This window comes from Achromobacter sp. E1 (assembly GCF_037039475.1).
GTDB lineage: Bacteria > Pseudomonadota > Gammaproteobacteria > Burkholderiales > Burkholderiaceae_B > Achromobacter > Achromobacter mucicolens.
The window spans coordinates 4,075,514-4,101,957 of sequence record NZ_CP146253.1; the positions used below are offsets into that span (position 1 = coordinate 4,075,514).

The 26,444-nt window shown below is 66.0% G+C and carries 19 protein-coding genes; 5 read left to right on the forward strand and 14 right to left on the reverse strand.

Features of this window, described 5'->3' with window-relative positions:
• Positions 1–56: 56 nt before the first annotated feature.
• Positions 57–1,304 (forward strand): MFS transporter, encoded by a 1,248-nt coding sequence (locus tag V6V88_RS18925; protein ID WP_338615951.1) that lies wholly within the window; start codon positions 57–59, stop codon positions 1,302–1,304.
• 4 nt (positions 1,305–1,308) lie between these two features.
• On the opposite strand, the gene V6V88_RS18930 is transcribed toward V6V88_RS18925, so the two are convergent.
• Both V6V88_RS18930 and V6V88_RS18935 read right to left on the reverse strand, forming a co-directional pair.
• The gene (locus V6V88_RS18930) at positions 1,309–1,938 is read right to left on the reverse strand and encodes an FMN-binding negative transcriptional regulator (RefSeq protein WP_056324574.1); all 630 of its coding nucleotides are present in this window, start codon (positions 1,936–1,938) and stop codon (positions 1,309–1,311) included.
• Between the two features lie 135 nt (positions 1,939–2,073).
• On the reverse strand, positions 2,074–2,268 hold the full coding sequence (locus tag V6V88_RS18935; protein ID WP_056323375.1) for a hypothetical protein: 195 nt from the start codon (positions 2,266–2,268) through the stop codon (positions 2,074–2,076).
• A gap of 227 nt (positions 2,269–2,495) precedes the next feature.
• On the opposite strand from V6V88_RS18935, the gene V6V88_RS18940 reads away from it, so the two are divergent.
• The 3 genes from V6V88_RS18940 to V6V88_RS18950 all read left to right on the forward strand — a co-directional run bounded on the left by V6V88_RS18940 (position 2,496) and on the right by V6V88_RS18950 (position 4,093).
• On the forward strand, positions 2,496–3,194 hold the full coding sequence (locus V6V88_RS18940) for a DUF3313 domain-containing protein (protein ID WP_175235551.1): 699 nt from the start codon (positions 2,496–2,498) through the stop codon (positions 3,192–3,194).
• 117 nt (positions 3,195–3,311) lie between these two features.
• Positions 3,312–3,479, forward strand: coding sequence for a hypothetical protein (locus V6V88_RS18945; RefSeq protein ID WP_174245436.1), 168 nt, complete (start codon positions 3,312–3,314; stop codon positions 3,477–3,479).
• 53 nt (positions 3,480–3,532) lie between these two features.
• Positions 3,533–4,093: a YiiX family permuted papain-like enzyme gene (locus V6V88_RS18950; protein ID WP_338615954.1), complete on the forward strand. Its 561-nt coding sequence runs from the start codon at positions 3,533–3,535 to the stop codon at positions 4,091–4,093.
• Positions 4,094–4,160: 67 nt separating this feature from the next.
• Here the strand turns inward: V6V88_RS18950 and V6V88_RS18955 are convergent, their stop codons facing one another.
• The 12 genes from V6V88_RS18955 to nadE all read right to left on the reverse strand — a co-directional run bounded on the left by V6V88_RS18955 (position 4,161) and on the right by nadE (position 25,776).
• Positions 4,161–5,549 carry an amidohydrolase family protein gene (locus V6V88_RS18955; RefSeq protein ID WP_338615956.1) on the reverse strand — a complete coding sequence of 463 codons (1,389 nt, stop codon included), beginning with the start codon at positions 5,547–5,549 and terminating at the stop codon, positions 4,161–4,163.
• A 29-nt stretch (positions 5,550–5,578) separates the two neighbouring features.
• On the reverse strand, positions 5,579–7,399 hold the full coding sequence (locus V6V88_RS18960; RefSeq protein ID WP_226846413.1) for an SLC13 family permease: 1,821 nt from the start codon (positions 7,397–7,399) through the stop codon (positions 5,579–5,581).
• Positions 7,400–7,422: 23 nt separating this feature from the next.
• Entirely contained in the window at positions 7,423–8,853 is a 1,431-nt protein-coding gene (locus tag V6V88_RS18965; RefSeq protein ID WP_223576324.1) for a basic amino acid/polyamine antiporter, read from the reverse strand.
• An 83-nt stretch (positions 8,854–8,936) separates the two neighbouring features.
• A complete protein-coding gene (gene arcA / locus V6V88_RS18970) occupies positions 8,937–10,178 on the reverse strand; it encodes an arginine deiminase (RefSeq protein WP_056323362.1) in 1,242 nt (413 codons plus the stop codon).
• 16 nt (positions 10,179–10,194) lie between these two features.
• Positions 10,195–11,616, reverse strand: coding sequence for a basic amino acid/polyamine antiporter (locus V6V88_RS18975; RefSeq protein WP_056323360.1), 1,422 nt, complete (start codon positions 11,614–11,616; stop codon positions 10,195–10,197).
• 73 nt (positions 11,617–11,689) lie between these two features.
• Positions 11,690–12,676, reverse strand: a complete 987-nt coding sequence (locus tag V6V88_RS18980; RefSeq protein ID WP_056323357.1) for an AI-2E family transporter — start codon at positions 12,674–12,676, stop codon at positions 11,690–11,692.
• Positions 12,673–14,163, reverse strand: coding sequence for an alpha/beta hydrolase (locus V6V88_RS18985; RefSeq protein WP_222119276.1), 1,491 nt, complete (start codon positions 14,161–14,163; stop codon positions 12,673–12,675). The genes V6V88_RS18980 and V6V88_RS18985 overlap by 4 nt, the downstream gene beginning before the upstream one ends.
• Positions 14,160–15,695, reverse strand: a complete 1,536-nt coding sequence (locus V6V88_RS18990) for an efflux transporter outer membrane subunit (protein WP_338615959.1) — start codon at positions 15,693–15,695, stop codon at positions 14,160–14,162. The genes V6V88_RS18985 and V6V88_RS18990 overlap by 4 nt, the downstream gene beginning before the upstream one ends.
• Positions 15,692–18,868 (reverse strand): multidrug efflux RND transporter permease subunit, encoded by a 3,177-nt coding sequence (locus V6V88_RS18995; protein WP_338615960.1) that lies wholly within the window; start codon positions 18,866–18,868, stop codon positions 15,692–15,694. The genes V6V88_RS18990 and V6V88_RS18995 overlap by 4 nt, the downstream gene beginning before the upstream one ends.
• Positions 18,869–18,879: 11 nt before the next feature.
• Positions 18,880–19,902 carry an efflux RND transporter periplasmic adaptor subunit gene (locus tag V6V88_RS19000; protein WP_230965040.1) on the reverse strand — a complete coding sequence of 341 codons (1,023 nt, stop codon included), beginning with the start codon at positions 19,900–19,902 and terminating at the stop codon, positions 18,880–18,882.
• Positions 19,903–20,734: 832 nt separating this feature from the next.
• Positions 20,735–24,865 carry a CheR family methyltransferase gene (locus V6V88_RS19005; RefSeq protein WP_338615961.1) on the reverse strand — a complete coding sequence of 1,377 codons (4,131 nt, stop codon included), beginning with the start codon at positions 24,863–24,865 and terminating at the stop codon, positions 20,735–20,737.
• Between the two features lie 71 nt (positions 24,866–24,936).
• A complete protein-coding gene (gene nadE / locus V6V88_RS19010; RefSeq protein ID WP_223576329.1) occupies positions 24,937–25,776 on the reverse strand; it encodes an ammonia-dependent NAD(+) synthetase in 840 nt (279 codons plus the stop codon).
• A gap of 141 nt (positions 25,777–25,917) precedes the next feature.
• On the opposite strand from nadE, the gene V6V88_RS19015 reads away from it, so the two are divergent.
• Positions 25,918–26,427 carry a YetF domain-containing protein gene (locus V6V88_RS19015; RefSeq protein ID WP_056323340.1) on the forward strand — a complete coding sequence of 170 codons (510 nt, stop codon included), beginning with the start codon at positions 25,918–25,920 and terminating at the stop codon, positions 26,425–26,427.
• Positions 26,428–26,444: the final 17 nt, after the last annotated feature.

The following is a 26,444-nucleotide window of genomic DNA, read 5'->3' on the forward strand; positions in this document are numbered from 1 at the left end:
TGTGTAGGCCGTAAGCATACTTCGCCGCATCGAAACTCGCATCAATCGCCCAGACCATGTCCTCCTCTCCTCCCTTTTTCGGCTGGAAAGTCCTATGCGCCACCTTCGTGCTCGCCGTCTTCGGTTGGGGCGTGGGTTTTTACGGTCCGCCGGTATTCCTGCACGCCGTCGTCCAGCGCACCGGCTGGAGCGTCGCGCTGGTATCGGGCGCGGTCACGCTGCACTTTTTGGCCGGCACGGTGGTGGTGGCCAACCTGCCGCGCCTTTACCGCCGCATCGGCGTCGCCCGCACGACCGCCGGCGGCGCGGCGCTGCTGGCCGTGGGCGTGGCCGGATGGGCGGTGGCGCAGACGCCCGCGCAGCTGTATGCCGCCGCGGCGTGCAGCGGGATGGGCTGGGTGACGTTGGGCGCCGCCGCCGTCAACGCCCTGATTGCCCCCTGGTTCGTGCGGCGGCGTCCGGCCGCCCTGGGCATGGCCTACAACGGCGCCAGCGTCGGCGGCGTCGTCTTTTCACCGCTATGGGTGTTCCTGATCGCGCACGCCGGCTTTGCGCAGGCGGCGTTGTGGGTCGGGCTGGCGATGGTCATTGTCATCGGCGTGCTGTCGCGCAAGGTGTTTTCAGTGACGCCGCGACAGCTTGGCCAGGCCCCGGACGGCGACGCGGGGGGCAAGCCGCCCACCGCCACCCAGACCGCGCCGGCGGCCGCCGGCCCGCTGCGCCGCGACCGCGCGTTCGTGACGCTGGCCGCCGGCATGGCGCTGGGCCTGTTCGCCCAGATCGGCCTCATCGCGCACCTGCTGTCGCTGCTGGCGCCGCTGCTGGGCGCGCAGACGGCGGGACTGGCAATGGGACTTGCCACCGCCAGCGCCATCGCCGGACGCTCGCTCGTCGGCTGGCTGATGCCTCCGGCAGCCGACCGCCGCCGGATCGCCTGCGCGGCCTACGCCGTGCAGATCGCCGGGTCGCTGGTGCTGATGTTGGCCGGGGACCACGCGTGGGCGGTGTGGGCGGGCGTGGCGCTCTTCGGGTCAGGCATCGGCAACGCCACGTCCCTGCCGCCCCTGATCGCGCAGGCGGAATTCGCGCGCGAGGACGCTGCCCGGGTGGTGCCCCTGATCGTGGCGCTGTCGCAAGGCGCCTATGCCTTTGCGCCGGCCGCATTCGGGGCGCTGCGGACCCTGTTGCAGCCGACGGGGCTGGCGCTGCCGGGTTTCCTCGCCGCCGCCGCCGTATTGCAACTGGCTGCCATCCTGTGCTTTGCCGCCGGTCGTGGCGCCCACGCCAGGCGCGTCGCGCCCTGACGCCTCAGGCGCCGCCGCGCCGCGCCACCAGGCCGGCCATGACCGCGTCGCCGCGTTCGTTGACCAGCCCCTCGGCCACGCCCTCGCGATCGGCCGCGTTGCGGTTCTGGCTGACCTTCCACTTGCCTTCGATGCGCGCGATGGGGATTTCCACGCCGATGATGGCGCGCATCTGCGCGGCGATGAAATCGGCGGGCGCCTCGTCCACGCGCCACGGCTGGGCGCGCGCACGCTCCTGGCTGTCGGTCAGCGCCTCCAGCTGGGCGCGCAGCCACGCCGGATCGTCCTGGATGACAGGCGTGCCCCACACGTGGACAGCCACGAAATTCCAGGTGGGCACCACCTTGTGCGTCTCCGCCTTGGTCGCGTACCAGGACGGCGTGATGTAGGCCTGCGCCCCGTGGAAGGCCACCAGGCACTCGCGTCCCGAAGCCAGTTCGGCGAGCTGCGGATTGGCGCGCGCCACGTGCAGGCGCAGGACGCCATGCGGGCCTTCGGGATAGAGCAGACAGGGAATGTGATTGGCCATCAGCCCGCCGTCGCCGCTGGTGCAGACGACGCCCAGCGGGTGGGCGCGGATGAACTCGTGCTGGATATCCAGCGAATCTTCGCGAAAGGCGGACGGCAGGTACATGATGGCGGCGCGATGAAAAGGTCGGAAAAGCGACAACATACCGCGCGCGTGGCCCCACTGAAAGAGCCACACCTTCCGCGTTTCATGGAGCCAAGCACCTCGTGCGCCAACTGGCGCCGCCAATGCGTCTCGCTGCTATCGTCGGGATCGCGCGTAGGCGGCGTTCATGCGTTCGCGGGCCTCGGTTTCATGCGCAAAGGCGCGGTCGTAGTTTTCAAGGCAGCCGGGCGTGGGACTGGGCCACTGGATCGCGGCGATCGCTTCGGTCAGTTCATCGCGGGCCCGCTGCCATTCCTTGACGGCGGCATACCATTCGTTGGCGGTGTCCATAGATGTCTCCTTCTATGTGCACATACCCATCGTAGCGCTGGCCACAGGCGGCAAGACAGCGTTTTCGCATGGCCAGAAGGATGATGCGGCCAGGCGCGCAGCCGATGCCCGCAGCCAAAAAAAAATAGCCGCGGCAGCGCGAGTTTCGGGCAGATAATTGCCAGCATGAATCGTGCCGGTCTTGAGTCCGCCGCCGCGGACGCCGTTGCCTGAAAAGGAAAGCCCCCATGAAGCCCAACCTCGCACTGTGCGCGGCCTGCTGCGCACTCATCGGACTGGCCGGCTGCACCAATCTGCCCAAGGCCAAGGACTATTCCACCGCGCTTGGCGAACCCCAAAGCCAGCTGCAGCAGGACCCGAACTGGAGCGGCGGCCGCATCTGGGTCCGGCCGGGGCCGCCGATCGGCAGCCAGTTCGACAAGAAGCTGCTCTTGGAGAATGTGACCTACATTCCCGGCGACCGGCCTGACGAGTTGGACTTTCGCGACAATGCCGAACTGCGGCAGCGCGTGCTGGACTACATGAACGCCGCCTTGCGCCGGGAGTTTTCGCAGGCCGGCTATCAGTTGATATCGGCGCCCGCGCCGCGCTCGGTGCGGCTGCGGGCCGCCATCACGGGCACCTTCCGCAACGATCGCGATCCGCGCCCGGGCGAATACGTGCCGATCGGCTACGTACTGGGCCAGACGGCCAAGGCCGCGGGCCTGCGCGATCAATCGGCGCGGCTGTTGATCGAAGCCTCGGCGCGCGATGCCTCCACCAACCAGCTGCTGATCGCCTCGATGGGCGCCGTCACGGGCAGCAACCTGCCCGAGAGCCGCAAGCCCACGGCGGCCGACGTGCAAGGCGCCATCGACGACTGGGCGCGCCGGGTTCGCGAGCAGTTCGACCGCATCTGGGTCGCGGAAATTCCCAAAACGCCGTGATGCGCGGGTGACCATTTCCCGCTGCATATCACGATGTGATGAATATTGACGTCAACCCTCACTTACCCAGGGACCACGGCTAATGCTACTGTTCCGCCTGTGCAAGGAGTACATGCAATGGATCAGAAAACAAAGCCCTGGGCATTTCCCAAACCCCACCCCGAAAACACGCCACGCGGCGAGCGCAACAAACAAGAGTTCGACACGCCGCCCAAGGAAGAAAAGCCCGCGGCCAAACCGCGCGCCAAAAAGCAGACGCCTGCGACAGGACGGGCTCGCCCGTGAGGCTGGCGGCAAAGGTCTGTGCGGCCGCCGGAGCAGCGCTTTGCGCGCTGTCCATGGCCGCCGCCGCAACGCCCGACCTGCAGACGGGCGACATGGTTTTCCAGCAGTCGCGATCGGCGCAAAGCCTGGCCATTCAACAGGCCACGCATTCGCCCTATAGCCACATGGGCATGATCGTGACGCGCCAAGGCCAGGCCTACGTGCTCGAGGCCGCAGCGCGCGTCAGCTACACCCCCCTCTCGCAATGGATCGCGCAAGGCGAGGGCGGCCATTACGTCGTCAAGCGGCTACGCGACGCATCGCAGCTCACGCCCGACGCGCGCGCCCGCCTGGCCAAGGCGGGCGCCGCCTATGTGGGCAAGTCCTACGATCTGGTGTTCGCCTGGTCGGACGACCAGATCTATTGCTCCGAACTGGTCTGGAAGATCTACGAGCGCGTCCTCGGCGTGCAGATTGGCGCGCTGGCCCCGCTGAAAAGCTTCGATCTGGCCTCGCCCGCCGTGCAGTCCAAGATGCAGGAACGCTACGGCAAGCGCATTCCCGGGGAAGAACCCATCATCTCGCCGGCCGCCATGTTCGCGTCGGACCAACTGGTGACCGTCGGCACCTTCTGACGGCGGCGCCGCGCTGATAACGGCGCGCGCCGTGGTGCATCACACCCGCACCGCCCGCCTGAAATGCTCAGCGTACCGGCACGGTGTCCTTGTAGAGCACACCGTCCTTCATGATGACCAGAAAGTTTTTCTCCGGGTCACCGATCAGCGAGATGTCTTCAATGGGATTGCCATCGACCAGCAGCAGATCGGCAAGCGCCCCCTCGCGCACCACGCCCAGGTCGCCGCGGTAGGGATTGCGCTTGCCCGACAACTTGAGCAATTCGGCGTTCGTGCCGGTCGCCATCATGAGCGTCTGTGCCGGCGTGTACCACCGCGTGAGGCTGGCGAGGATCCTGCCCTGCTGCGCCGCCAGCTGGCTGGAAAAAAGGATGTCGGTGCCGAACGCCGTCTTCAGTTTGTACTTGATCGCCAGCTGATAGGTCCGGTCGGTGCCGGCAAAGACCTCCTGCGCTTTTTGCCATTGGTCCGAGCCGCGGGGAAAGGCGTCTGCCAGTTCGTCCGGAAAGGGCTGCGTGCTAAGCCATGCGCCCGATCGGGCCATCAGCTGCGCCGTTTCCTCGTCCATCATGCTGCCGTGCTCGATGCTCTGCACTCCCGCCCTGATGGCCCGCTGGATGGCGGTGGGCGTGTAGGCGTGCACCGCCACGTAGGTGCCCCAATCCGTCGCGGCCTCCACCGCCGCGCGAAGCTCGGGCTCGGTGAATGTCACGACGTCCAGCGGGCTGTGCGGCGACGACACGCCTCCGCCGCCGGTCAGCTTGATCTGCGTCGCGCCCTGCATGAGTTGCTCGCGCGTGCGCAGGCGCACCTCGTCGGGACTGTCGGCAATGGTGCTGTCGCCGGCCAGATCGTGCCGCGACGCGGGCGCCCCTAGCGTGCGCGGCAGGTCCGCCATCGAACGGAAATCGCCATGCCCGCTGGTCACGCTGATCATCGCGCCCGACGGGTAGATGCGTGGGCCCGGGATCACGCCCTGGTCCACCGCCTGCTTCAGGCTGAACGCCGAGCCGCCCAGGTCCCGCACCGTGGTGAAGCCGCGCATCAGCGTCTTGCCGGCCTCCACGCCCGCGACAATGTTCAGGTAGGTCGGATCCTGGGTCATCGCCACGGCCAGCGGCACGCCGACGAACATGCTGTGCCAGTGCATGTCGATCAGCCCCGGCATCAGCGTGCGCCCGCCGCCGTCGATGACCCGCGCGCCATCGGCCGGCACCTTGTCGCGCGACACCTTCTCGATGACGCTCCCGTGGACCAGCACGCTGCTCGCCGGACTCAGCTCGCCCGACACGCCGTCGAAGATGCGGACATTTTCGAAGAGGATCCGGGAATCGGCCGCGGCCGGCGCGCCCGGCGGCGGCGTCGCGTGGGCTGCGGGCAGGGAATGGGAATGCGCCGAAGCAGCCCCGAAAATCAGCAATGCCGCCGTGAATGCAATACCAGTCCTGACAACCATGATCGCGCCTCTGGGTAAGTCATCCGCCCTCAGGACGGAAACAGGATCGGGATCAGCATCACGCTGACCACCAGGGAAAACAAGGTCAATGGCGTTCCGATCTTCAGATAGTCGGCAAAGCCAAAGCCCCCCGCCACGCTGACCAGCGCATTGGAAGGCGTGGACACCGGCGACATGAACGCCGCGGACGACGCGATGGCCACCGTCATCGCAAACGCGTAGGGCGAAGCATGCAGGCTTTCGGCGATGCTGATCGCCACCGGGCCCATCAGCACGGCAGTGGCCGTGCCCGACACCACCACGCCCAACGTGACGGTCGCCACGAACACCAGCGCCAGCTGTCCGTAGATGCCCCAGTCGCCCGAATAGTGCAGCAGGAACTGCGCGGCCATATCTACGCCGCCGCTGCGCTTGAGCGCCAGCGCAAAAGGCAGCATGCCCACGATCAGGATCAGCGCGCGCCAGTTGATCGACCGGTACGCCACGTCCAGCGTCACGCAGCCGAACAGGCCCATCATCAGGCCGCCGATCAGGCCCGCCATCACGTTGGGCACCCAGTCGGTCAGCATCAGGAACACGACCGTCGCCAGCGAGAACAGCGCGTGAAGGGCGCGATTGGGCACCGGCACCAGCGAATCGGCTTCGACCGGCATGGCCAGGCTGACCAGATCGTGCTCTTCGGCCTGCAGCGAGAAAATGCCTGCCCACGGGCCGACCACCAGCAGCGTGTCGCCCACGCGCATCTTTACATTCGGCAGGTCCCGCATGGCCTCCTTGCCGCGCCACAGGCCGACAACAAAGAGCCCGTGCCGCGCCAGCACCACGGATTCACGGGCATTCGCGCCCTCCAGCCGCGACTCCGAGGGGATGATGACCTCCACCATGCCCACGTCGCGCGCCTGATCGGTGAAGTACACCCCGGACATCGCCAGCCGCTTGACCTGATGCCGGGCGCAGAATCCGTCGATGTCGAAACCCTCGGCGTCCATGTCCAGCAACAGGATGTCGCCCGCTTCCAGCACGTCGTCCGCCGTGGGGCGCATCACGGCCCGGGCGAAGCGCGAGTGCCGCTCGATGGCGATGACGAACGCCGCCTTGCCCAATTCGCCCGCCCACATGCCAAGCTGACGCCCGGCCAGATCGGAGTCGTCCTGCACCAGCAGGCGGCAGGCCCGGTTCTGCAGGGAATACTTGGTGGCCCAGTCGCCGAAGCTGGGCCGGTTCGCGGCGCGCGGCCCCTGGCCCGCGTCGATCAGATTGCGCGCAAACAGCATGTAGGCGATGCCGCCGGCCAGGACCACAATGCCGATCGGCGTGAAGTCAAAGAAGCGAAAGCCCTCGTAGCCCGCATAGCCCAGCGCGCTGTTGAGCACCAGGTTCGGCGTGGTTGCCACCAGCGTCAGCATGCCGCTCATGGCTGCCGCCGCGCCCATGGGCATCAGGATCCGGCGGCTGGCCATGCCGGACTTGCGCGCGATCCGCAGGACGATGGGAATGAAGATGGCGACCACGGCCGTAGAGCTCATCACCGCGCCCATCGAGCCGACGGCCCCCATCACCAGCAGCACCAGCCATCCCTCGCTCTTGCCGCCATGCCGCAGCAGCAGGTCGCCCACGGCCTGCGCGACGCCCGTGCGCACCAGCCCCTCGCCCACGACGAACAGGCAGGCGATCAGGATGATGTTGGGATTGGAGAATCCGTCCAGCGCCTCGCGGTAGGTCACCGTGCCGCTCAGGGGCAACAGCAGCATGACCAGCAGCGCCACGGCATCCGACCGGGGCCGCCCGATGACAAACAGCACGACAGCCGCGCAGAGGATGGTGAGGACGATTGCCAGTTCGCTGACCATTGCCGTGCGGCTCCTTCGCGTCCCTAGAACGCCGTGTTGCCCGTGCTGATCGCCCACACGCCGATGCCGCACGACACCAGCACCAGAATCAGGATCGGCCATTCATACGGGGCAAAGATGTTGCCGCGCTGCTCCCGGCGGGAGATCAGAAAGAGGATCGTGCCAGGCGCATAGATGACGCAAGACAGGACGAAATACCGGAAGCCGCCCGCATACACCAGCCCGGCCGCATAGACCGTGGCGGCCACCGCCAGCGCCAGCTCGACCTTGCGCCGCCCGCTCCAGCCGTTATAGGTTTCGCCGCGCACGGTCAGCATCAGCCCAAACGCGGCCACGAAGAAATACGGCATCAGGCTCATCGAACTGGCCATGTTCTTGAGCAGCACGAAGGTGTCTTCGGTAAAGAGCGTGACGATCAGAAAGAGCTGCACGATGCCGTTGCTGAGCCAGAGCGCGGCTGCCGGCACGCCGTGCCGGTTTTCGCGGCCCAGGAACGACGGCATGATGCCCGCGCCGGCCGCGGCGCGCAGCACTTCGGCCGCCAGCAGGATCCACGCCAGATAGGCGCCTGCCACCGACACCATCAGCCCCACGCTGACCAGCATGCTGCCCCACGGCCCGACCACCGCGCGCAACACGCCCGCCATGGACGGGTTGCGCAGCGCCGCGATCTCCGCGCGCGGCAGCACGCCGTACGACAGCATCGTCACCATCACCAGCAGCGCCAGCACCAGCAGAAAACCCACAATGGTCGCCACCGCCACGTCCTCGCGCCGCTTGGCGTAGCGCGAATAGACGCTGGCGCCCTCCACGCCCAGGAACACGAACACCGTGACCAGCATCGTGTTGCGCACCTGCTCGAAAAGACTGCCCTTGCCTTCACCGCTGAGCCCCTCGGCGATGTTCGCGCGCAGCACGTCCAGGTCGACGGCAAAGGCGGCAAAGACGATGAAGATCGCGATCGGGACGACCTTGGCGATGGTGACGACCGTGTTCATGCCGGCGGCCTGACGGATGCCGCGCAGGATCAGGAAATGGGTGGACCACAACAGCACCGAAGACACCAGCACCGCCGGCACGGTGTCGCCGTCGCCGAAAAATGGCAGCACGGCGCCCAGCGTTCCCTTGAAGATGACGAAGTAGCTGACGTTGCCCAGGCACGCGGCCGTCCAGTAGCCCAGCGCCGCCAGAAACCCCAGATACAGCCCGAAGCCGGCCTTGGCGTACGCGAAGATGCCCGTATCCAGATCGGGACGCCGGCGCGCCAGGAACTGGAAGACCATCGCCAGCGTCAACATGCCCGTGCCGGCGATGGCCCAGGCCACCAAGCCGCCCACCGGACCGGTATTGCGCGCAAACACGCTGGGCAGCGAAAAGATCCCCGCTCCCACCATCGAGCCCACCACCATGGCGGCAAGCGCCATGCGAGAAAGTTTGGCAGTTTCCCCGCTCACGATCTTCTCCTGAAAGAGACCCAGTGCTTGCCCTGCCCGCGCAGCCGTCCCCCGCCGGGACGGCCGCGCGCGCCGATCCCCCGCTAGGCGGCATCCCGCGAGATCGGGCACGTCATGCAATGCCCGCCGCCGCGGCCCCGGCCCAGTTCCGCGCCGACGAAGGTGATGACCTCGATGCCCGCCTTGCGCAGCAGCGTGTTGGTGTAGACGTTCCGGTCATAGGCCAGCACCACCCCGGGCGAGATGCAGACCAGATTGGCGCCGCTGTCCCACTGCGTGCGCTCGCGGACATAGGCGTTGCCGCCGGTCTCGACCACGCGCATCTTCTTGACGCCCAGCGCCTCGCCGATCACGTCCACCAGCGAGCCCTTGTCCTTGTGCAGCTCCAGCGAGCCCGGCGTGTTGCCCGGCCGGTACGAGAACGCCTGGACGTTGTTGACGATGTCGGGGTACATCAGCACGCAGTCACGGTCCGCGAAGGTCAGCACGGTGTCCAGGTGCATGGCCGCCCGCAGCTTGGGCATGGCCGCCACGATCACCCGGTCGGCCGCGTTCTTGGCAAAGAGCGTGGCCGCCAGCTGGCTGATGGCCTGGCGCGACGTGCGTTCGCTCATGCCGATCATCACCGTGCGGTTGCCGATCGGCATGACGTCGCCGCCTTCCAGCGTGGCCAGCCCGTGGTCGGCCGTGGGATCGCCCCACCAGACGTTCACCTTGCCGGCAAAGCGCGGATGGAACTTGTAGATGGACGACGTCAGGATCGTCTCTTCGTGCCGCGCGGGCCAGTAAAGCGGATTGAGCGTCACGCCGCCGTAGATCCAGCAGGTCGTGTCGCGCGTGTACAGCGTGTTGGGCAGCGGCGGCAGCAGGTATTCCGTGACGCCCGCGGCCTCCTTGATCAGCATGAGCTGTTCGCCGCCCACCGACTCGGGAAACTCGTCGGTCGACAGCCCCCCGATCAGCGTCTCGGCCAGCTTGCGCGGCGCCAGCCCGTCCAGGTAGCTGCGGATCTCATCGAGCAATCCCAGCCCGACCTGGTTCGCCACCACCTGGTTGTCCAGGATCCACTTCTTTGCCTCCGGTATCGCGACCGTTTCGGCCAGCAGGTTGTGCATTTCCAGCACGTCCACGCCGCGGTCCCGCATCTTGGTCATGAAGTCGAAATGGTCCCGCTTGGCGTTGTCGACCCACATGACGTCGTCGAACAGCAACGCATCGCAATTGGAGGGCGTCAATCTTTCGTGGGCGCGTCCTGGCGCGCAGACCATCACCGTGCGCAATTGCCCGACTTCTGAATGGACTCCAAATTCCTCGGTATCAGCCATGACTAGCTCCCAGACGTTAAATGGCGATCCAGCCGTAGATCAGGCCGACGATGGCGGCCAAAGCTCCGACGCATGCCACGATGAATACGACCAACTCCCAACCTGTGAAGAACGACCTGCCCTGCTCGCGCCGGGCCCAGAAGTACAGGACAGACCCGGGCGCGTACAACAGCGCCGACAGCAGCAGGAATTTCAATCCGCCGGCGAGAATCATGAACACGGTGTAGATGGCCGCGATGCTGGCAAGCGTCAGATCGCGCTTGCGGTCCTTGCCGTCGACATACGTCTCGCCGCGCTTGGCAAGCTGCCAGCCGAAGCCGGCGACCAGCAGGTAGGGGATCAACGACATCGCGCTGGTCAGGCTCAGCATCAGCGCAAAGGCGTCGCGCGACCAGTACGTACTGATGACGAAAAGCTGCACGATGATGTTGGTCACCCACAGGGCCACGACCGGCACGCCGTTCTTGTTCTCGCGGGCGAACGCGCGCGGCATGTCTTCGTTCTTGGAAGCCGCGTGCATCACTTCCGCGCAGATCAGCGACCAGGCCAGATAGGCGCCCAGCACCGAGATCAACAGCCCCACGCTGACGAACACCGCGCCCCACGGACCCACCACCGATTCCAGCACGCCGGCCATCGACGGCTGGCGCAGCCCGGCGATGTCGCTCTGCTGCATGACCGCATAGGGCAGCAGCGACACCAGCACCATCAGCAGCAGCGCCGTCACAAAGCCGATCAGCGTGGCCACCCCCACGTCCGAGCGCTTGGACGCGAACCGCGAGTACACGCTTGCGCCCTCGATCCCCAGGAATACGAAGACGGTCACCAGCATGGTTCTGCGCACCTGCTCGAACAGGCTGTAGCCGCTCATTTCGCCCCAGAAGTTGATGCGGAACAGGTCGACCTTGAACGCCACGAACAGCACGACGATGAACACCAGGATCGGAATGATCTTGGCGACCGTCACGACCGCGTTGATGAACGCCGCCTGCTGCACGCCGCGCAGGATCATGAAGTGAAACAGCCAGATCCCCACCGATGCCACCGCGATCGCGATGACCGTGTTGCCGTCTCCGAAAACGGGAAAGAAGGCGCCGAGCGTGGACTTGATCAGCACCCAGTACGACACGTTGCCGATGCAACTGCCGATCCAGTAGCCAAACGCGGACAGAAAGCCCATATAGTTGCCAAAGCCCGCCTTGGCGTACGCAAAGACGCCCGCGTCCATGTCGGGTTTGCGCTCGGCCAGCGCCTGGAACACGCGCGCCAGCGTGTACATGCCCGCCCCCGCGATAATCCACGCGATCACCGCGCCGACGACGCCCGTCGCCCCGCCAAAGGTCCTGGGCAGCGAGAAAATCCCGGCGCCGATCATCGACCCCACCACCATGCCGGTCAAGGCAAGCAATCCAAGCTTCTTGGGAGTACTGCTTTCCATCATGCACCTCCAGTAATGAGCAAAGACGTGAGCGGGTCGGCCGATTTGCCGGGCGTGGCCCGGACCGGCCGGCTCAGCTGCGGGCAACGCGTGAACTGCGGCCTGCGCCGTACACGGTGGTCATCGTGATAAGTAGGGGCACGCCAATGAACGTGCCCGGAATGCCCCACACAAACCCCCAGAAAAAAACAGCAAACATCACCATCAGCGGCGACAGCGCAAACGCGCTGCCGGCAAGCCTGGGTTCCAGATAGCAGCCGTAGACGATCTGGATGCAGTTCAGGACGACGAGCACCGCAATGCTGGTCTGCAGCGATCCCACCTGCACGAACGCGAAGAACGCGGGAAACACCGTCGCCACCAGCGGCCCGAGGAAGGGGATGTAATTGAGCAGGAACGCGAGCCCGCCCCAGGCGGTCGCCAGCTCCAGCCCGGCATAGATCGCAAACAACCAGACCGTCACGCCCGTCAGCACGCTTGCGATCGTGCGGATCACCATGTACCAGCGCAGCTTGGCGGCAACCTCGCGCCCGATCGCCATCCAGCGCTGCGCCCGGGCTTCGCCCAGCAGGCGGATCAGCCGCGCCGGCGCCTCGTCCAGCTCGAACAGCCCCAGCGCAATGAACACAAAGGCGATGAAAATCATGCCCAGCATGCTGTTAATCCGCAGCGCCACCTCCTGGATCGCCCGCACCAGCCACGACACGTTGAAGCTGTCCTGAAACATCTGGATCGCCATCGCGCCATGCGGGTGCAGCGTTTCGGTCTCCAGCGTGAACAGGCGCTGGAAGCGCGCGGCGTTCGCCATGACCCACTGCGCGACCAGGCTGAAGCCCCAGGCCGCCAGCGACAGGAACACCACCGACACGACCACCGTGACCACCAGCGCCAGGATCGCGGCCAGCGGCGCCGGCATCCTGCGGCCCAGGTACTGGCGCAGCGGCGCAACCAGGCAGATGACGAACAACGCAAACGCCAACGGCACGAAGATCGGGCTGGCCAAATACAGCAGGCCGAGCAGCAGGAGGGCAAAGATGCCGGACATTGCGAAGGACGTCATCGTGGTATCACCCCATCAACGCGCTTGACCAGATAGGCATAGAACGGATTGGAGGTCAGCCGGGTCAGCGTGTCCATGCCGATCACGAAGGCGCCGACTTCGCCGCGCATGGACATGGCGCCCAGGCTGATGCCAAATTCTTCGATGTTGTCCGGATGCGTGCCGTACAGCGCGTCGTCGGTCGGGAACGGCAGCGCAACGTGCGACAGCGAATAGACCTCGCGCGGATAGTCCATGCCGATGGCCCGTTCCACGACGGCGGTGGCGTTCGGCTCAATGACGCGCTCGATCATGGCGCTTGACGTGGGGCTGGCGTTGGTGACGAGCGTCAGGCGATAGTTGCGCTTTTCGCCGGGCAGCGTGCCCGCCAGTTGCCAGGCGACACCGCGCCGGAACAGCGGCCCAAGCTTGGTGGCCCGGTTCAGGTCGAACAGCACCAGGTCGCTGCCGTTGGCCGGCAGCCGCGCATACAGCGCGTTGATCAGCGCGCGCGTGCTGACGGTGAAATCCAGCACGGAGTGGAACGTGATGATGGGCGGCAACCGTTCCAGGCCGCCCGCGCGCTGCTGCGCGACCAGCCTGTCCTGCAGCGTCTGCGTCAGCTCGAACGACTGGCGGGCCGCGTGGACGGGGAAAGAGTTGTACTTGAAGGGATTGAACTCCGGCACGATGCTCAGCCACGCGGCCTTGGCAAACGCGGGCAGGATGGCCGGCAGGCCCGCCAAGCCCGCGAAGCGCGCAAACGACGTGATGCCGACCATCGGCGAGATCAGCACCAGGCGGTCGGGCTTGTCGAGTTTGGGGTTGTCCAGCGCATCCAGCGCGTGCATCAGCGCCAACGCCCCGCCATTGGAAAAGCCCACCATGTGCAGCGGTTTGGGTGCCGGCACGCGGCGGCGGGCTTCGCGCACGGCCAGGCGCGTGGCCGCCGCCCAGTCTTCCCAATGCGCGTCCGTCAGCCCGCCGGGCACTGTGCCGTGGCCCGGCATCCGGATGGCGATCGCCACGTAGCCGACGGATTGGTAATGGGCGGCGACGTGGCGCAGGCTGTAAGGCGAATCCGTCAGGCCATGCAGCAGCACGGCCACGCCCCGCGGTTCGCCCGCCGGCAGCAGCATGAACGACCGGTTCCAGTCATGCGCGAAATGCTCGGGGTACACCTTCGCGTCCGCGAAATAGCGGTTGCTGTCCACCTTGTCCTCCGGCAGCAGCTTGTCGCCCACGTTCTGCCTGACCAGCGCAAAAAGCTGATCCTCATGCGCCAGATAATCGTCCCAGGTGCTGCGGTCCAGCCGCTCGGCGTCCAGTTCCTGCGGCACATATGTGTGCCACGCCGCCAGCGGCGGCCCCTGCTGGATGTCGTACAGGCGCACGCCCATGAGCGTGAAGACGACCAGCAACGCCACCCCGGCCACGATGAACAAGGCCTTGCGCAGCCGGCGCCACCGCGGGCGCTGGACGGCGTCGGTGGGCTTGCCGGTGTTCACTGCGCGGCTCCCGAGGAGGAAGAATCTGCCCCCGCCGGCAGAACGGGCGTGGACACGGGGGCCGGCGATCCCGCGGCGGGATCGCCCGCCGCGGGCGGCGCGTCCGCCATGACCACTTCCGGCTGCTCGTCCCCGCCGCCCAGCGCCACGTACAGCGACACGCCGTTCTGCAATTGCGAGGCCCGCAGCGTCAGCATCTGCTGCTCCGCGTTGAACAGGCCGCGCCGCGCGTCGACGACTTCCAGATAGATGGAGATGCCGTTCATGTAGCGCAACTCGGCGGTTTCAGCCAGCCGGCGCTGCGCCTGGATCGCCGTCTCCTGCGCGGTGACCTGCTCCTGAAAGCGCTTGCGGTTTTCCAGCGCGGTCGCCACTTCGCTGAACGCGGTCTGCACCGTCTTGCGGTAGTTGGCGACCAGCTCGTCGCGCTGCGCCGTGGCCAGGTCAACCGCCGCCCGCCGCTGCCCGTAGTCGAAGATCGGCCACCCTATCCCCGCGCCGATGTTCCAGATCTGGCTGGGCGAGGAGAACAGATCCGACAGCTCGGTGGACGCGTAGCCCAGCGATCCGGTCAGCGCAATGCGCGGAAAGAGTGCCGCGCGCGCCGCGCCGATGTTGGCATTGGCGCTGCGCAGGCGGTTCTCCGCCTGCCGGATGTCCGGCCTGACCACCAGCAGCGAAGACGGCAATCCGGGGCTCAGCGCATCGAACTGCCCCGCGGCCTCGATGGGCTGACCGGGGGCCATCTCGTGCTGCAGGTCTTCGCCGACCAGCACCCACAACCGGTTCCAATGCCCCGCCGTGGCGCGCTGCCATTCGGCAAGCTGGGTCTGCGCCTGGGTCAGCAGGATGGCGGACTGCTCGAAGTCGACGCGCGACGTGACCCCGGCGTCCAGGCGGTCCTTGGCCACGCGAAGCGCATAGCTGCGCGTCTCCACCGTGCGCTGCGCCAGCGCGATGCCCTCTTCGCCTGCCTGGGCGTCGTAATAGGTCGAGGCCACGTTTGCGATCAGCGACAGGCGGAACGCGCGCCGGCCTTCCACCGTCGCAAGGTATTGCTGCAACGCCGAGGCGGTCATATTGCGCACCCGCCCCCAGAAGTCCAGCTCAAACGACGAGACCATCACCTGCGCGTTGAACTGATTGAATTGCACGGTCTGCCGTGACCCGGCCAGCGCCGGGTCCAGCACGGTCAGCGGCTGCTGGTTGCGCGACGCCGCCGCGCCGGCGTCCAGTTGCGGCAGCTGATTGGCGCGCTCGATGCGGTAGAACGCGCGGGCCTGCTCGATCCGGGCCGTGGCCGCTGCCAGGTCCTGGTTCAGCTCCAGCGACCGGGCGATCAGGCGCTTGAGCTGCGCATCGCCAAAGAATTGCTCCCAGGTCACGTCCTGCGCCGCCTTGGCATCCGGGGGGACCTCGCCCGGGAACATGGCGGGCGTGGCCACTTCGGGCCGGCGGTGCTCGGGCGCAAAATTGCACGCGGACAGCCCACCGATAAGCAGCGCGGCGGCGGCAATGCGGGCGGGAATCATAGGTTCTCTCCCCGCTCTTCGGCCTTGGCCGGACCGCTATCGCCAGGCTTGGGCGCAGGTTTCCGGGGCCCGGACCAGCGCCGCGCCACCATGTAGAAAAGTGGCGTGAAGAACACCCCGAACAGCGTGGCTGTCAGCATGCTGCCCATCACGCTGGTGCCCACCGCCTGCCGGCTGGCGGCGCCCGCGCCGGTCGCCAATACCAGCGGCAGCATGCCCAGCACGAACGTGACGCTGGTCATGATGATGGGGCGCAGGCGCTGGCGGGCCGCGTCGACCACCGCTTCCTTGCGGTCGCGGCCTTCAAGCTCCTCCTTCAGCGCGAACTCCACGATCAGGATGCCGTTCTTGGCGGCCAGCCCGATGATGGTGACCAGCCCGATATTGAAATAAATGTCCGCCGACATGCCGCGTCCCAACGTGAACGCGGCGGCGCCCAGGATGCCAAAGGGCAGGATCAGCAACACCGACACCGGCACGGACCAGCTTTCGTACAGCGCGGACAGCAGCAGGAACACCACGACCAGCGACAGGGCCAGCAGCAACGCCACCTGGTTGCCCGCCTGCTGTTCTTCGTACGCCGTCCCGGTCCATTCGTAGGTGATGCCCTGCGGCAGGACCCGCGCGGCGATGGCCTCCATTTCGGCCAGCGCCACGCCGCTGGAGCGGCCGGCGGCGGCTTCGCCCGAAATCGTGATGGAGGGAAAGCCGTTGTAGCGTTCCAGCTGCTGCGGACCGTCGATCCAGCGCATTCGTGAAAACGCCGAGAACGGCACCATCTCGCCCCGGTTGTTCGGCAGCTGCAAGGCGGCGATGTCCTGCGGCTGCATGCGCTGGTCGGCCTCAGCCTGGATGAACACCCGCTGCACCGAGCCATCGTGCAGGAAGTCGTTGACGTAGTTCGAGCCGAACGCCAGCGTCAGCGCCTGGTTGACCTGCGCCACCTGCAACCCCAGCGCGCGGGCATGCACGCGGTCGATCTCGACATACAACCGCGGCCCCGGCGGCATGCCGTCCAGCCGCACGCCGGTCAGCAGCGGACTGGCGGCGGCGGCCGCGATCATCGCCGCGCCCGTCGCGGCAAGACCCGCGCCGCCCTGCGCCGTGCGGTCCTGCACTTTCATGGAAAAGCCCGACGCGTTGCCCATCGACGGGATCGGCGGCGGATTCAGCGCAAAGATCATCGCCTGGGGGATCTGGCGGAAGGCCAGGTTGCTGCGCCCGACCAGCGCATCGACCGCCTTGCTGCGATCCGTGCGCTCGCTCCAGGGGTAAAGGTCCACGAACGACAGCGCGGCCGTCTGCCCCTGGCCGAAGAAGTTGAACCCAACCACCGACGCCACGTTGCGCACGGCAGGCTGCTCACGCAGCAGGCTTTCGGCCTGTTGCACGGCCACCTCGGTCTGGTCGGCCGTGGTGCCGGGCGCGCCGGTGTACGACACGAAGAAATAGCCCTGGTCTTCCAGCGGCAGGTAGCCGCCCGGCAAGCGCGAGAACAGAAAGATCGTCAAGCCGCACACGCCCAGGAAGATCAGCATCCAGCGCAGCGGCCGCACCAGCATGTGCTCGACCGCCCGCACGTACTGGCGCGTCATGGCGTCAAAGCCCGCGTTGAACTTGTCGAAAACCCATTGCTTGGCCTTGGACACCCGTCCCTTCGGAGGTTTGCCGTCCGGCAGCTTGAGCAGCGTTGCGCACAACGCGGCGCCCAGCGACAGCGCCAGCACGGTGGACACGACGATGGCGACCGACAGGGTGATGGAGAACTGGCGGTAGATCGCGCCGCTGGACCCCGGAAACATCGCCATCGGCACGAACACCGCCACCAGCACCAGCGTGCTGGCGATGATCGGCCCCCATACCTGGCCGACCGCCTTGCGCGTGGCTTCCGGCGCGGACAGCTTTTCGTCCTGCATGATGCGGGCGACGTTCTCGGACACCACGATCGCGTCGTCGTTCAACACCCCGATCGCCACCACCATGCCAAAGAGCGACAACAGGTTGATGGATGCGCCAAAGAGGAACAGGCCCGCGCAGGTGCCGATCAGCGCAATCGGCACGATCAGCGTCGGGATCAGCGTGCTGCGCCAGCTTTGCAGGAACAGGAACACCATTGCCGTGACCAGCAGCAGCGCCTCCACCATGGTGACCAGCACCGAACTGATCGAGGTCGTGATGAAGGGCGTGGTGTCGAACGGCACCGTCCAGCCGACGCCCGCCGGAAAGACCGATTCCAGCTCCGTCATGCGCTGGCGGACCTGGCGTGCGACATCCAGCGCATTCGCGTCATTGGCAAGCTGGATGGCGATGCCGGCGGCCTCCTTGCCGTTGACGCTGAGGCGGAAGTTGTAGCTTTCGTTGCCCAGCTCCACCCGCGCCACGTCGCCCAACCGCACGAGCGAGCCGTCGTTGTTCACGCGCAGGATGACCTGGCGGAACTGCTCGGGCGTGGAAAAACGGCTTTGCGCGACGATCTGCGCGTTGAAGTCCGCGCCGCGCGCCAGCGGCAGGTCGCCCAGCGAACCGCCGATCGTCTGCGCGTTCTGCTCCTGCACCGCGCGCATCGCGTCGCTGGCCGACATCTGAAAACTCGCCAGCTTGCGCTCGTCCAGCCAGATCCGCATGGCGTACGACGAGCCGAACAGCTGCACATCGCCCACGCCACGGATGCGGCGCAGCTCATTCAGGATGTTGTTGGACGCGAAATTGCCCATCTCGACGGCGCTGACGTTGCCGCTTTCGGACTGCAATGCCAGCAGCATCAGGAAGCCGGATGACGCCTTGGTCACGGCCACGCCCAACTGGCGCACCTCTTGCGGCAGCCGCGGCTCGACCCGGCTCAGGCGGTCCTGCACTTGGCTACGCGCCACGTCCAGGTCCGTGCCGGGCTCCAGCGTCACCGTAATCTGCGCCGTGCCGTTGGCGCGGCTGACCGACGCCATGTACAGGAAGTTGTCGACCCCGTTCATTTCCTCCTCGATGATGGAGGTGACGGTGCGATCGATGGTGGTGGTATCGGCACCCCGGAAGGTCGCCTGGATGGTGATCGATGGCGGCGCGATATTCGGGTACTGCTCGACGGGCAGCAGCACCACCGAGATCAGGCCGAACAACAGGACGAAAAGCGCCACTACCCAGGCGAATACCGGCCGCAACACGAAGAATGAACCCATGGCCGGCTCCGTCAGGGTTTCGCGGCTTGCTGTTCGACTGGATCGACCTGCTGACCGGGCCTGATTCTGTGCCAGCCGTCCACCACCACCCGCTCTCCGGGTTCAAGGCCGCTACGTACCAGCCAGTTGCCGGCGACCTGCTCGCCGACCTGGATTTGTTTAGGCACCGCCGTGTCGCCCGGCCCGATGACGAACACGGTGGCCGTGTCGCCGTTCAACCGCGCGGCCCGCGCGGGGATCAGGATGCCCTCCTTGCGCACGCCCACCAGGATCTGCCCGGTCACGAACTGCCCCGGCAGCAGTTCCCGCTTGGCGTTGTCAAAGCGGGCGCGTATGGTCTGAGCGCCGGTCGTCCGGTCCACGCTCAGGTCCGCAAAGTCGACGACGCCCGTTTCGCCGAACTCGCGGCCATTGGCCAGCATGAGACGCACCGGAAATGTGTTGCCCGCCGTGGCCAGCGCGCCCGAGCGCGCGTAGTCGGTCAGGTCCATGATGGCGGTGTTGGATTTGGTGAACGTGGCGCTGATCGGCGAAAGCTGATTGACCTGCGCAAGCAGCGTTGCGCCCGAGGCGCTGACCAGCGCCCCCTCGGTGACCAGCGCGCGTCCCACCCGCCCGGCGATGGGCGCCCTGACCGTGCAACGGTCCAGGCGCAACTGCGCCAGCGTGACCGCGGCCTGCGCATCGGCGACATTGGCCTGCGCCTGGCCCAGGGCGGCGAGCGCCGCCTCGTACTCCTGTGCGCTGACCGCCTGGCGCTGCACCAGCGGGCGGAACCGCTCGGTGACCGAGCGCGCGTTCTTCTGCACGGCCTGTGCGCGCTGCAGCATGGCATTGGCCTGCGCCAGCTGCGCCTTGTAGTCGCTCGGGTCGATCTGGAACAGCGGGTCGCCGGCCTCTACGTCGCTGCCTTCCGTGTAGAGCAGCTTCTCCACGATGCCATCCACGCGCGCCCGCACTTCGGCCGTGCGGATGGGTTCGATCCGGCCCGGCAGATCCACGTTCAGATCGACCGGCTGGCTTCCCACGGTCATCACGAAGACCTTTACTGGCGCCAAGGGGACGGCAGCCGCATCGTTCCGGTCCCTGCACCCCGCCAACACCATCATCCAAGCACTCAACGCATACAACGCGACACGACGGACATTGCTGCTCGCTTGCATCATCCCCTACTCCCAGGCGGTCGGACTCAAGGTCCCACTTCCCTCTCCTCCCACCGGTGGAAAGGGCCCAGCTCGGACAGCTCAATGGCGCGGCGGGTGCGCCGGTTCAGCGTATTTTTTGTGGATTACGGGCGCGACGCGGCGCAAAGGGAATAAGGCGCCGGAAAAGGGAGGAGGGCCCGATCGGGAAACATCCGATCCAGGAAGAACCTGCCCAACTGGGCAAGGCCGATGCGTGCCAGGCGTGCGCCGGCCGCATCGTGATACCAACAAGACCATCGACTTTCGCACAAGGATCCTTTATGTCCGGGACAAGGGAAACTGGCTGACAAAGTGTTGCGTGGTCATTCGGCGGAAAGGCGCTGCGATCCGCTTGCCGACGCTGGCACGTTACGTGCTGGAGCGCGGCGTTTCGGCACAGCTTAAGTAGCGGCGGCACTTAGCGCAAGCTTTTCTCGACGGTGTCAATCGCCCGCATGGCAGGATTTTTAACGCCTTGCAGCGAAACCTTGGCGCGAGCGTGCCCGCTCAGGTCGTCGCAACTATGCGATTTCCGCAGCCTGTTTTGCGCACGTCCCAACACAAGCGCAATCACCCTTTACGCCCGCGTAGGGTGAACTATTTCCAGAAGCGGAAAATTGACACCAAATGAAACTCGGCAATAACGGGCGCGACGGCCGCTGCGCGCGGCCGGCGGCAACGTTCAGATGCGGGGACGAATCTTGCGCACGACTTCCAGTAGATCGTCCAACGACACGGGCTTGCTGATGTGCGCCGAGAAGCCGGCGCTGACGGCCTCTCGCATGTCTTCCTTGGCGCCGAACCCGGTAAGCGCGATGGACGGCAGATCGACGCCGTCATCCCGCTCGCGGATGGCCCGCATCAGCGCATAGCCGTCCATGTCGGGCATGCCGATGTCCGACAGCAGCAGATCGAACGGGGACTGATCCAGCCGTTCCAAGGCCTCGCGGCCGCTGGAGACGGCCGTCACGATGGCCCCTTCCAGATCCAGCAGTTCGCGCATGACCTGCAGGACGTCCTCGGAATCGTCGACCAGCAGCACATTCAACCCGTCGAGCGGCATGTCGCCATTGGTTTGGGGCGCATCCTGTTCTTCGCGCGCCCCGGCCAGGTCCAGCCACACCGTGAACCGCGCGCCGGCGCCCAGGCCGTCCGAGTGCACCTCGATCGTGCCCCCATGGGCGCCGACAAGTTCGCTGACGACCGCCAGTCCGATACCCAGCCCGGGGCTGGTGCCGGCCTTCTGACGCACGTCTCCCTGGCTGAACATGTCGAATACCCGGCCGACAAACTTCGGGTCGATGCCCTGGCCCGTATCGGCCACGTCCAGCCTCAACCGATTGTCTTGAACGGCGAGCTTGAGCGCGACCCGCCCGCCTTCCGGTGTGAACTTGATCCCGTTGTTCAGCAGATTCCAGATCACCTGCTCGATGCGTACGGGGTCGGCATCCAGGTAGATCGCCAAGGCGGGATCGAAGTCCGCGCGCAGATCGACGCCGGCCGCGGCGGCGGCGGGCCTGAGGACATCTAGGATATTTTTCGCGATGGCCGCGACGTCGATGATCGATTTGTTCAGCGCCAGCTTGCCGGTGCGCACGCGCGACAGGTCCAGCAGGTCGTCGATGATGCGGGCCTGGCCCCTGACCGACCGCTGGATCAGATCGATGGCGCGCGCTGCCGGCGCCAGGTTGCGCACGGCTGGCGTGCGGGCCAGCAGCTCGGCATTTAGCTGAATCAGATTGAGCGGGTGCTTGAGTTCGTGCGACACGACCGCGAAGAATTCGTCCTTGAGCATGCTGTCGGCACGCGCGCGATCCAGCCGCGATTCCTGCTCGGCATCGCGCAGCTTCAGTTCCGTCACGTCGCGCACGATCTTCGCGAACCCTTGGTAGACCGGGTCGTCCATGCGGTTCACGCCGCCAGTGCAGTAAACCAGGCTGCCATCCTTGCGCTTGTGCCATCGCTCGTCCGGCGCGTAACCGATCTGCCGGGCGCGATCGAGTTCGTATTCCGGCCGGCCGGCGGCAATGTCCTCGTCGGTGAAGATGATGGATATCGACTTGCCTTCGGCTTCGGCGCTGGTGTATCCGAACATCAGCTCGGCGCCGATGTTCCAGTTGGTGATGATGCCCTGGTTATCCAGTGTCATGATGCCGAAGTCGCGGGCGCTTTCCGTCATCAGCTTCAGGTGGGCTTCGCCCAGACGAACCCGGTCTTCCGCCTTGCGCCGGTCGGTGATGTCGATGAACGTCAGGACCGCGCCTTCGATGCGGTGTTCGGCACTGCGGTAGGGCAGCAGGCGCGCCAGATACCAACGGTCCGTTGAGCTGCGCACCTCGCGCTCAAGTGGCCGCAGCGATTCGAACACGCCCGCGGCATCGTTGGCCAGGTCCGGATATTCAAGCCGATGCGTGATGTCCAGCACCGAACGGCCAGCGTCGCTGGGAATCACATTGAAGATATCGGAGGCGCGCGGCGTGAACCACTGAATGCGCATCATGCGATCCACGAACACCGTGGCGATGTCGGTGGACGCGATCAGGTTCTGCAGGTCGTCATTGATCTTGGCGGTTTCGTCGACCTTGGTCTTGAGTTCCGCATTGACGGTAATAAGCTCTTCGTTGACGGACTGCAGTTCTTCCTTGCCGGTTTCCAGCTCTTCGGTGGTCGAACGCAGCTCTTCGTTGATGGCCTGCAGTTCCTCGTTGGAGGCCTTCAGTTCCTCCGTCGAGGTCTCGGCCTGCTCGATGGTGGCCTGCAACTGATCCTTGGTGCGCTGCAGCTCTGCCTCCAGCTGCGTCAGCACGGCGGCAGAGCCGCTCGTCGGACCCTGGCTGCCATCGGCGCTCATGACGTCTTCGACTTCATCGAACAGCACCAGCATGTAGTCGCTGGCGGACTCCTCGTGCCGGAACGGCCGCACCACCATGTTGATGTAGGCCTGGCGGTCGCCAAAGGTCATCTTGACCCGCCGCGCCTCAACGCTCTTGCGCGAGTGCAGCGCCTGGAACATGGCCGTGCGCAGCTCGGTGCGAAGTTCGGGATGCACAGACGCCGGGAGATTCCGGGAAGGCTCGCCGCCCGGATGGCGCAGGAAACGGCCTGCGCGGTCCGAGATATGCACGATGTCGCTGTTGGCATCGACGATGACGCTGGGTGGCGCGTACATTTCAAGCGCGCGCTGGTGCACTGCGGCGTACGACACCTTGGTCTCACGCACCGGCGCGGTGGAGGCGTGGATGGGCCGCACGTGACTGAAACCGCCGTCCGTCAGTTCGGGCATGCCGCTCAGCTGCGCCGGGGTCTCGCGCGCGGCGTAGATGCGATAGCGCTTGTCCACCACCTGGAACAGCTGCGGGCATGCATCGGCCGATTCGGAGCTGCCCAGAAAAAGGAAGCCGCCCGGTTTCAACGCAAAATGGAACATGCGCAGCACATCGCGTTGCACCTCGCGATCCAGGTAGATCAGCAGATTGCGGCAGCTGACCAGATCCAGCCGAGAAAAAGGCGGGTCGCGCAGGATGTTGTGCACGGCAAACAGAACACGCTCGCGCACGTCTTTCTTGATGCGGTATTCGTCGTCCTTGCGGCTGAAGAAGCTTTGCAGCATTGCCTCGGGCACATCGGCCTTGATCGCCATGGGATATGCCGCCGCCCGGCCCACCGTCAGCGCCGTTTCGTCGATGTCGGTGGCAAAGATCTGGATCCTGGGCGGCTGAGGCATCGCCGCAGCCCGCGCGCTCATCAACATGGCGAGCGAATACGCCTCTTCGCCCGTCGAACAACCCGCCACCCATGCGCGCAACGCGGAATCCGGCGCATGACTGAGTGCCTTGAACAGCTTGGGCAGCACGAATTCATCCAGATTGGCAAAGGCGTCCCGGTCACGGAAGAACTGCGTCACGCCGATCAGCATGTCGGATAGCAGCCTGGGGGTTTCGTCGCTGCGTTCCTGAAGCAGCTTTCCATAGTCCGCCAGGGTGGCGGCGCCCGTGATCTGCATGCGGCGCTCGATCCGGCGCAGCACCGTGGCTTTCTTGTAGTGACGAAAGTCGTGCGCCGTGCGGGCGCGCAGCAAGGCAAGGATCTCGCGCAACGTGTTGCGATCGTGCTTGGACTCATCCGCCGCCTGCTCGGCGTCGGCCGCGCCCGCGGCTTCCTCCTCGGTCAGCGGCGGCAGGTGGATGCTGCCCATGTTCTCCGCGATTTTCCTGAGGCGATCCGGCATGATCGACACCGGCAGCACGATGTCCACCGCGCCCGTTGCGATCGCGCTTCGCGGCATGGTGTCGTGTTCGGCGTCCTGGGGCGACTGCGCGAACGTCACGCCGCCCTGTTCCTTGATACGGGCAAGGCCCACCGACCCGTCCGATCCGCCGCCGGACAGGACGATGCCGACGGCGCGCGTTGTGTGCACGTCGGCCAACGTCCGGAAAAACGTGTCGATGGCGATGTGGCGGCCTTCCGGTCTGGGCGTGGCGGCGGTCACGCGCAGATACCCGTCGTTCATCGCCAGCGTCGCGCCCGGGGGTATCACATAGATGTGATCACGCTGGATCGGGACCGGCTTGGTGACCTGCGCGACCGGGATGACGGTGCTGGACTGCAAAATCCTGTCAAGGACGCTTTCGTGATCCGCGGACAGGTGCACCACCACGACGAAGGCCATGCCGGGCTTGGCCGGCATATGCGAAAAAAATGTTTTAAGCGCGTCGATCCCCCCGGCTGAGGCGCCCAGGCCGACCACAGGAAAGCTGAGGTCACTACGGACGACGCCGGGCTTGTTGTTCGGAACGGACGGCGAATCGGACATTTTTTGCCTGGGGTGACGGGCTGAAGGGTATCGGCAATGATACAGGTCGAGAAAAGCGCGGCGGCTTCACGTCACGATGCAGGCCCCGGCGGCAGCGCACGCTTGTGCGCGGTGGCGTTGAACTGCCGCTCGATCACCGCCACGGCGTCCGGCGCAATCGCCTCGCCTTCCAGGTATCCATCGATCTGGGCATACGTGACACCGTACGCGTCCTCATCCGGGCGCAACGGCCGCAACGATTCCAGGTCGGCCGTGGGCACCTTCATCACCAGACGCTCCGGCGCCCCCAACTGCGTTCCCAACGTCCGTACCCGCCGCTTGGTCAGTCCACGAAGCGGCAGCACGTCCGCCGCGCCGTCACCATGCTTCGTGAAGAACCCCATCAACGCCTCGGCCGCCTGGTCCGTGCCGATGACCAGGCAATCCAGCGCGCCGGCAATTGCGTACTGCGCGATCATGCGCTGCCGCGCCTTGATGTTGCCCGCGCCAAAGTCCTCGGCCGCCTCGTCCGCGTAGGCAAGGCCCGCTGCGCGAAGCGCCTCGCGCTGCGCGTCCACCGCCGGCTTGATGTCGATGCGCATGCGGCGGTCGGGCGCGATGAAGTCCAGCGCCTGCGCCGCATCTTCCTCGTCGCGCTGTTCGCCATAGGGAAGGCGTACCGCGATAAACGTGGCCGCCCTGCCTTGGGATCGCACACGTTCGACGGCAAGCTGCGCCATTCGCGCGGCCACCGTGGAGTCCACCCCGCCGCTGATGCCCAGCACATACCCCGCGCGCCCCGAGCGGATCAGGTAGTCGGCCAGGAATGCGATCCGCGTTTCCCGTTCTGCCGCCGCGTCAAAGTCCTTGGTGACGCCCAGTTCGCGCGCAATGACGTCTTGCGCCCGCAAGGACGAGTTCTCGGATTGCATATTCACTCCTTTCGGCTTCTGGCGGATCCTCGCAGCAAACCGCGTGCCCAGCGGTCTGCCCGCCCTTGGGCTGCGGCCGCTCGGGCACACAACTTGCTCGCCTTGCCCGGGGATTGCGTTTTGCTTGAAGGAGGCGCCGCAATGGACCCGGATTGGTCGACGATGTTTTCGTTTTCCGTGGCCCCGCTGGAAATCTTCATCCGCGGGACAATCGTTTATTGGTTCATCTTCCTGCTGCTCCGGCTTGCAGGGCGACGCGATGTCGGTTCGCTGGGCGTGGCCGACATGCTGGTGCTGGTGCTCATTGCCGATGCCGCGCAAAATGCGATGGCCGGTGAATACAAGTCCATCCTGGATGGGATGGTGCTGATTTCCACGATCCTCGGCTGGACGGTGCTGGTTGACCGCGTCAGTTATTTTTGCAAGCCGCTGGGCCGCCTGCTGGAGTCGGATCGCGTGTGTCTGGTGCGGGACGGCGTGATCGCCAAACGGGCGCTCCGGCGTGAATACCTGACCGAAGATGAGCTCATGAGCCAGCTTCGGCTCAAAGGGGTGCTTGAGCTGTCCGAGGTGCGACGGGCGTACATCGAACCGGATGGCGACATCAGCGTCATCAAACGTCGGACGCACAACCGGTTTCGCAGGGTATAGCGCCGGTCCCGTGGACC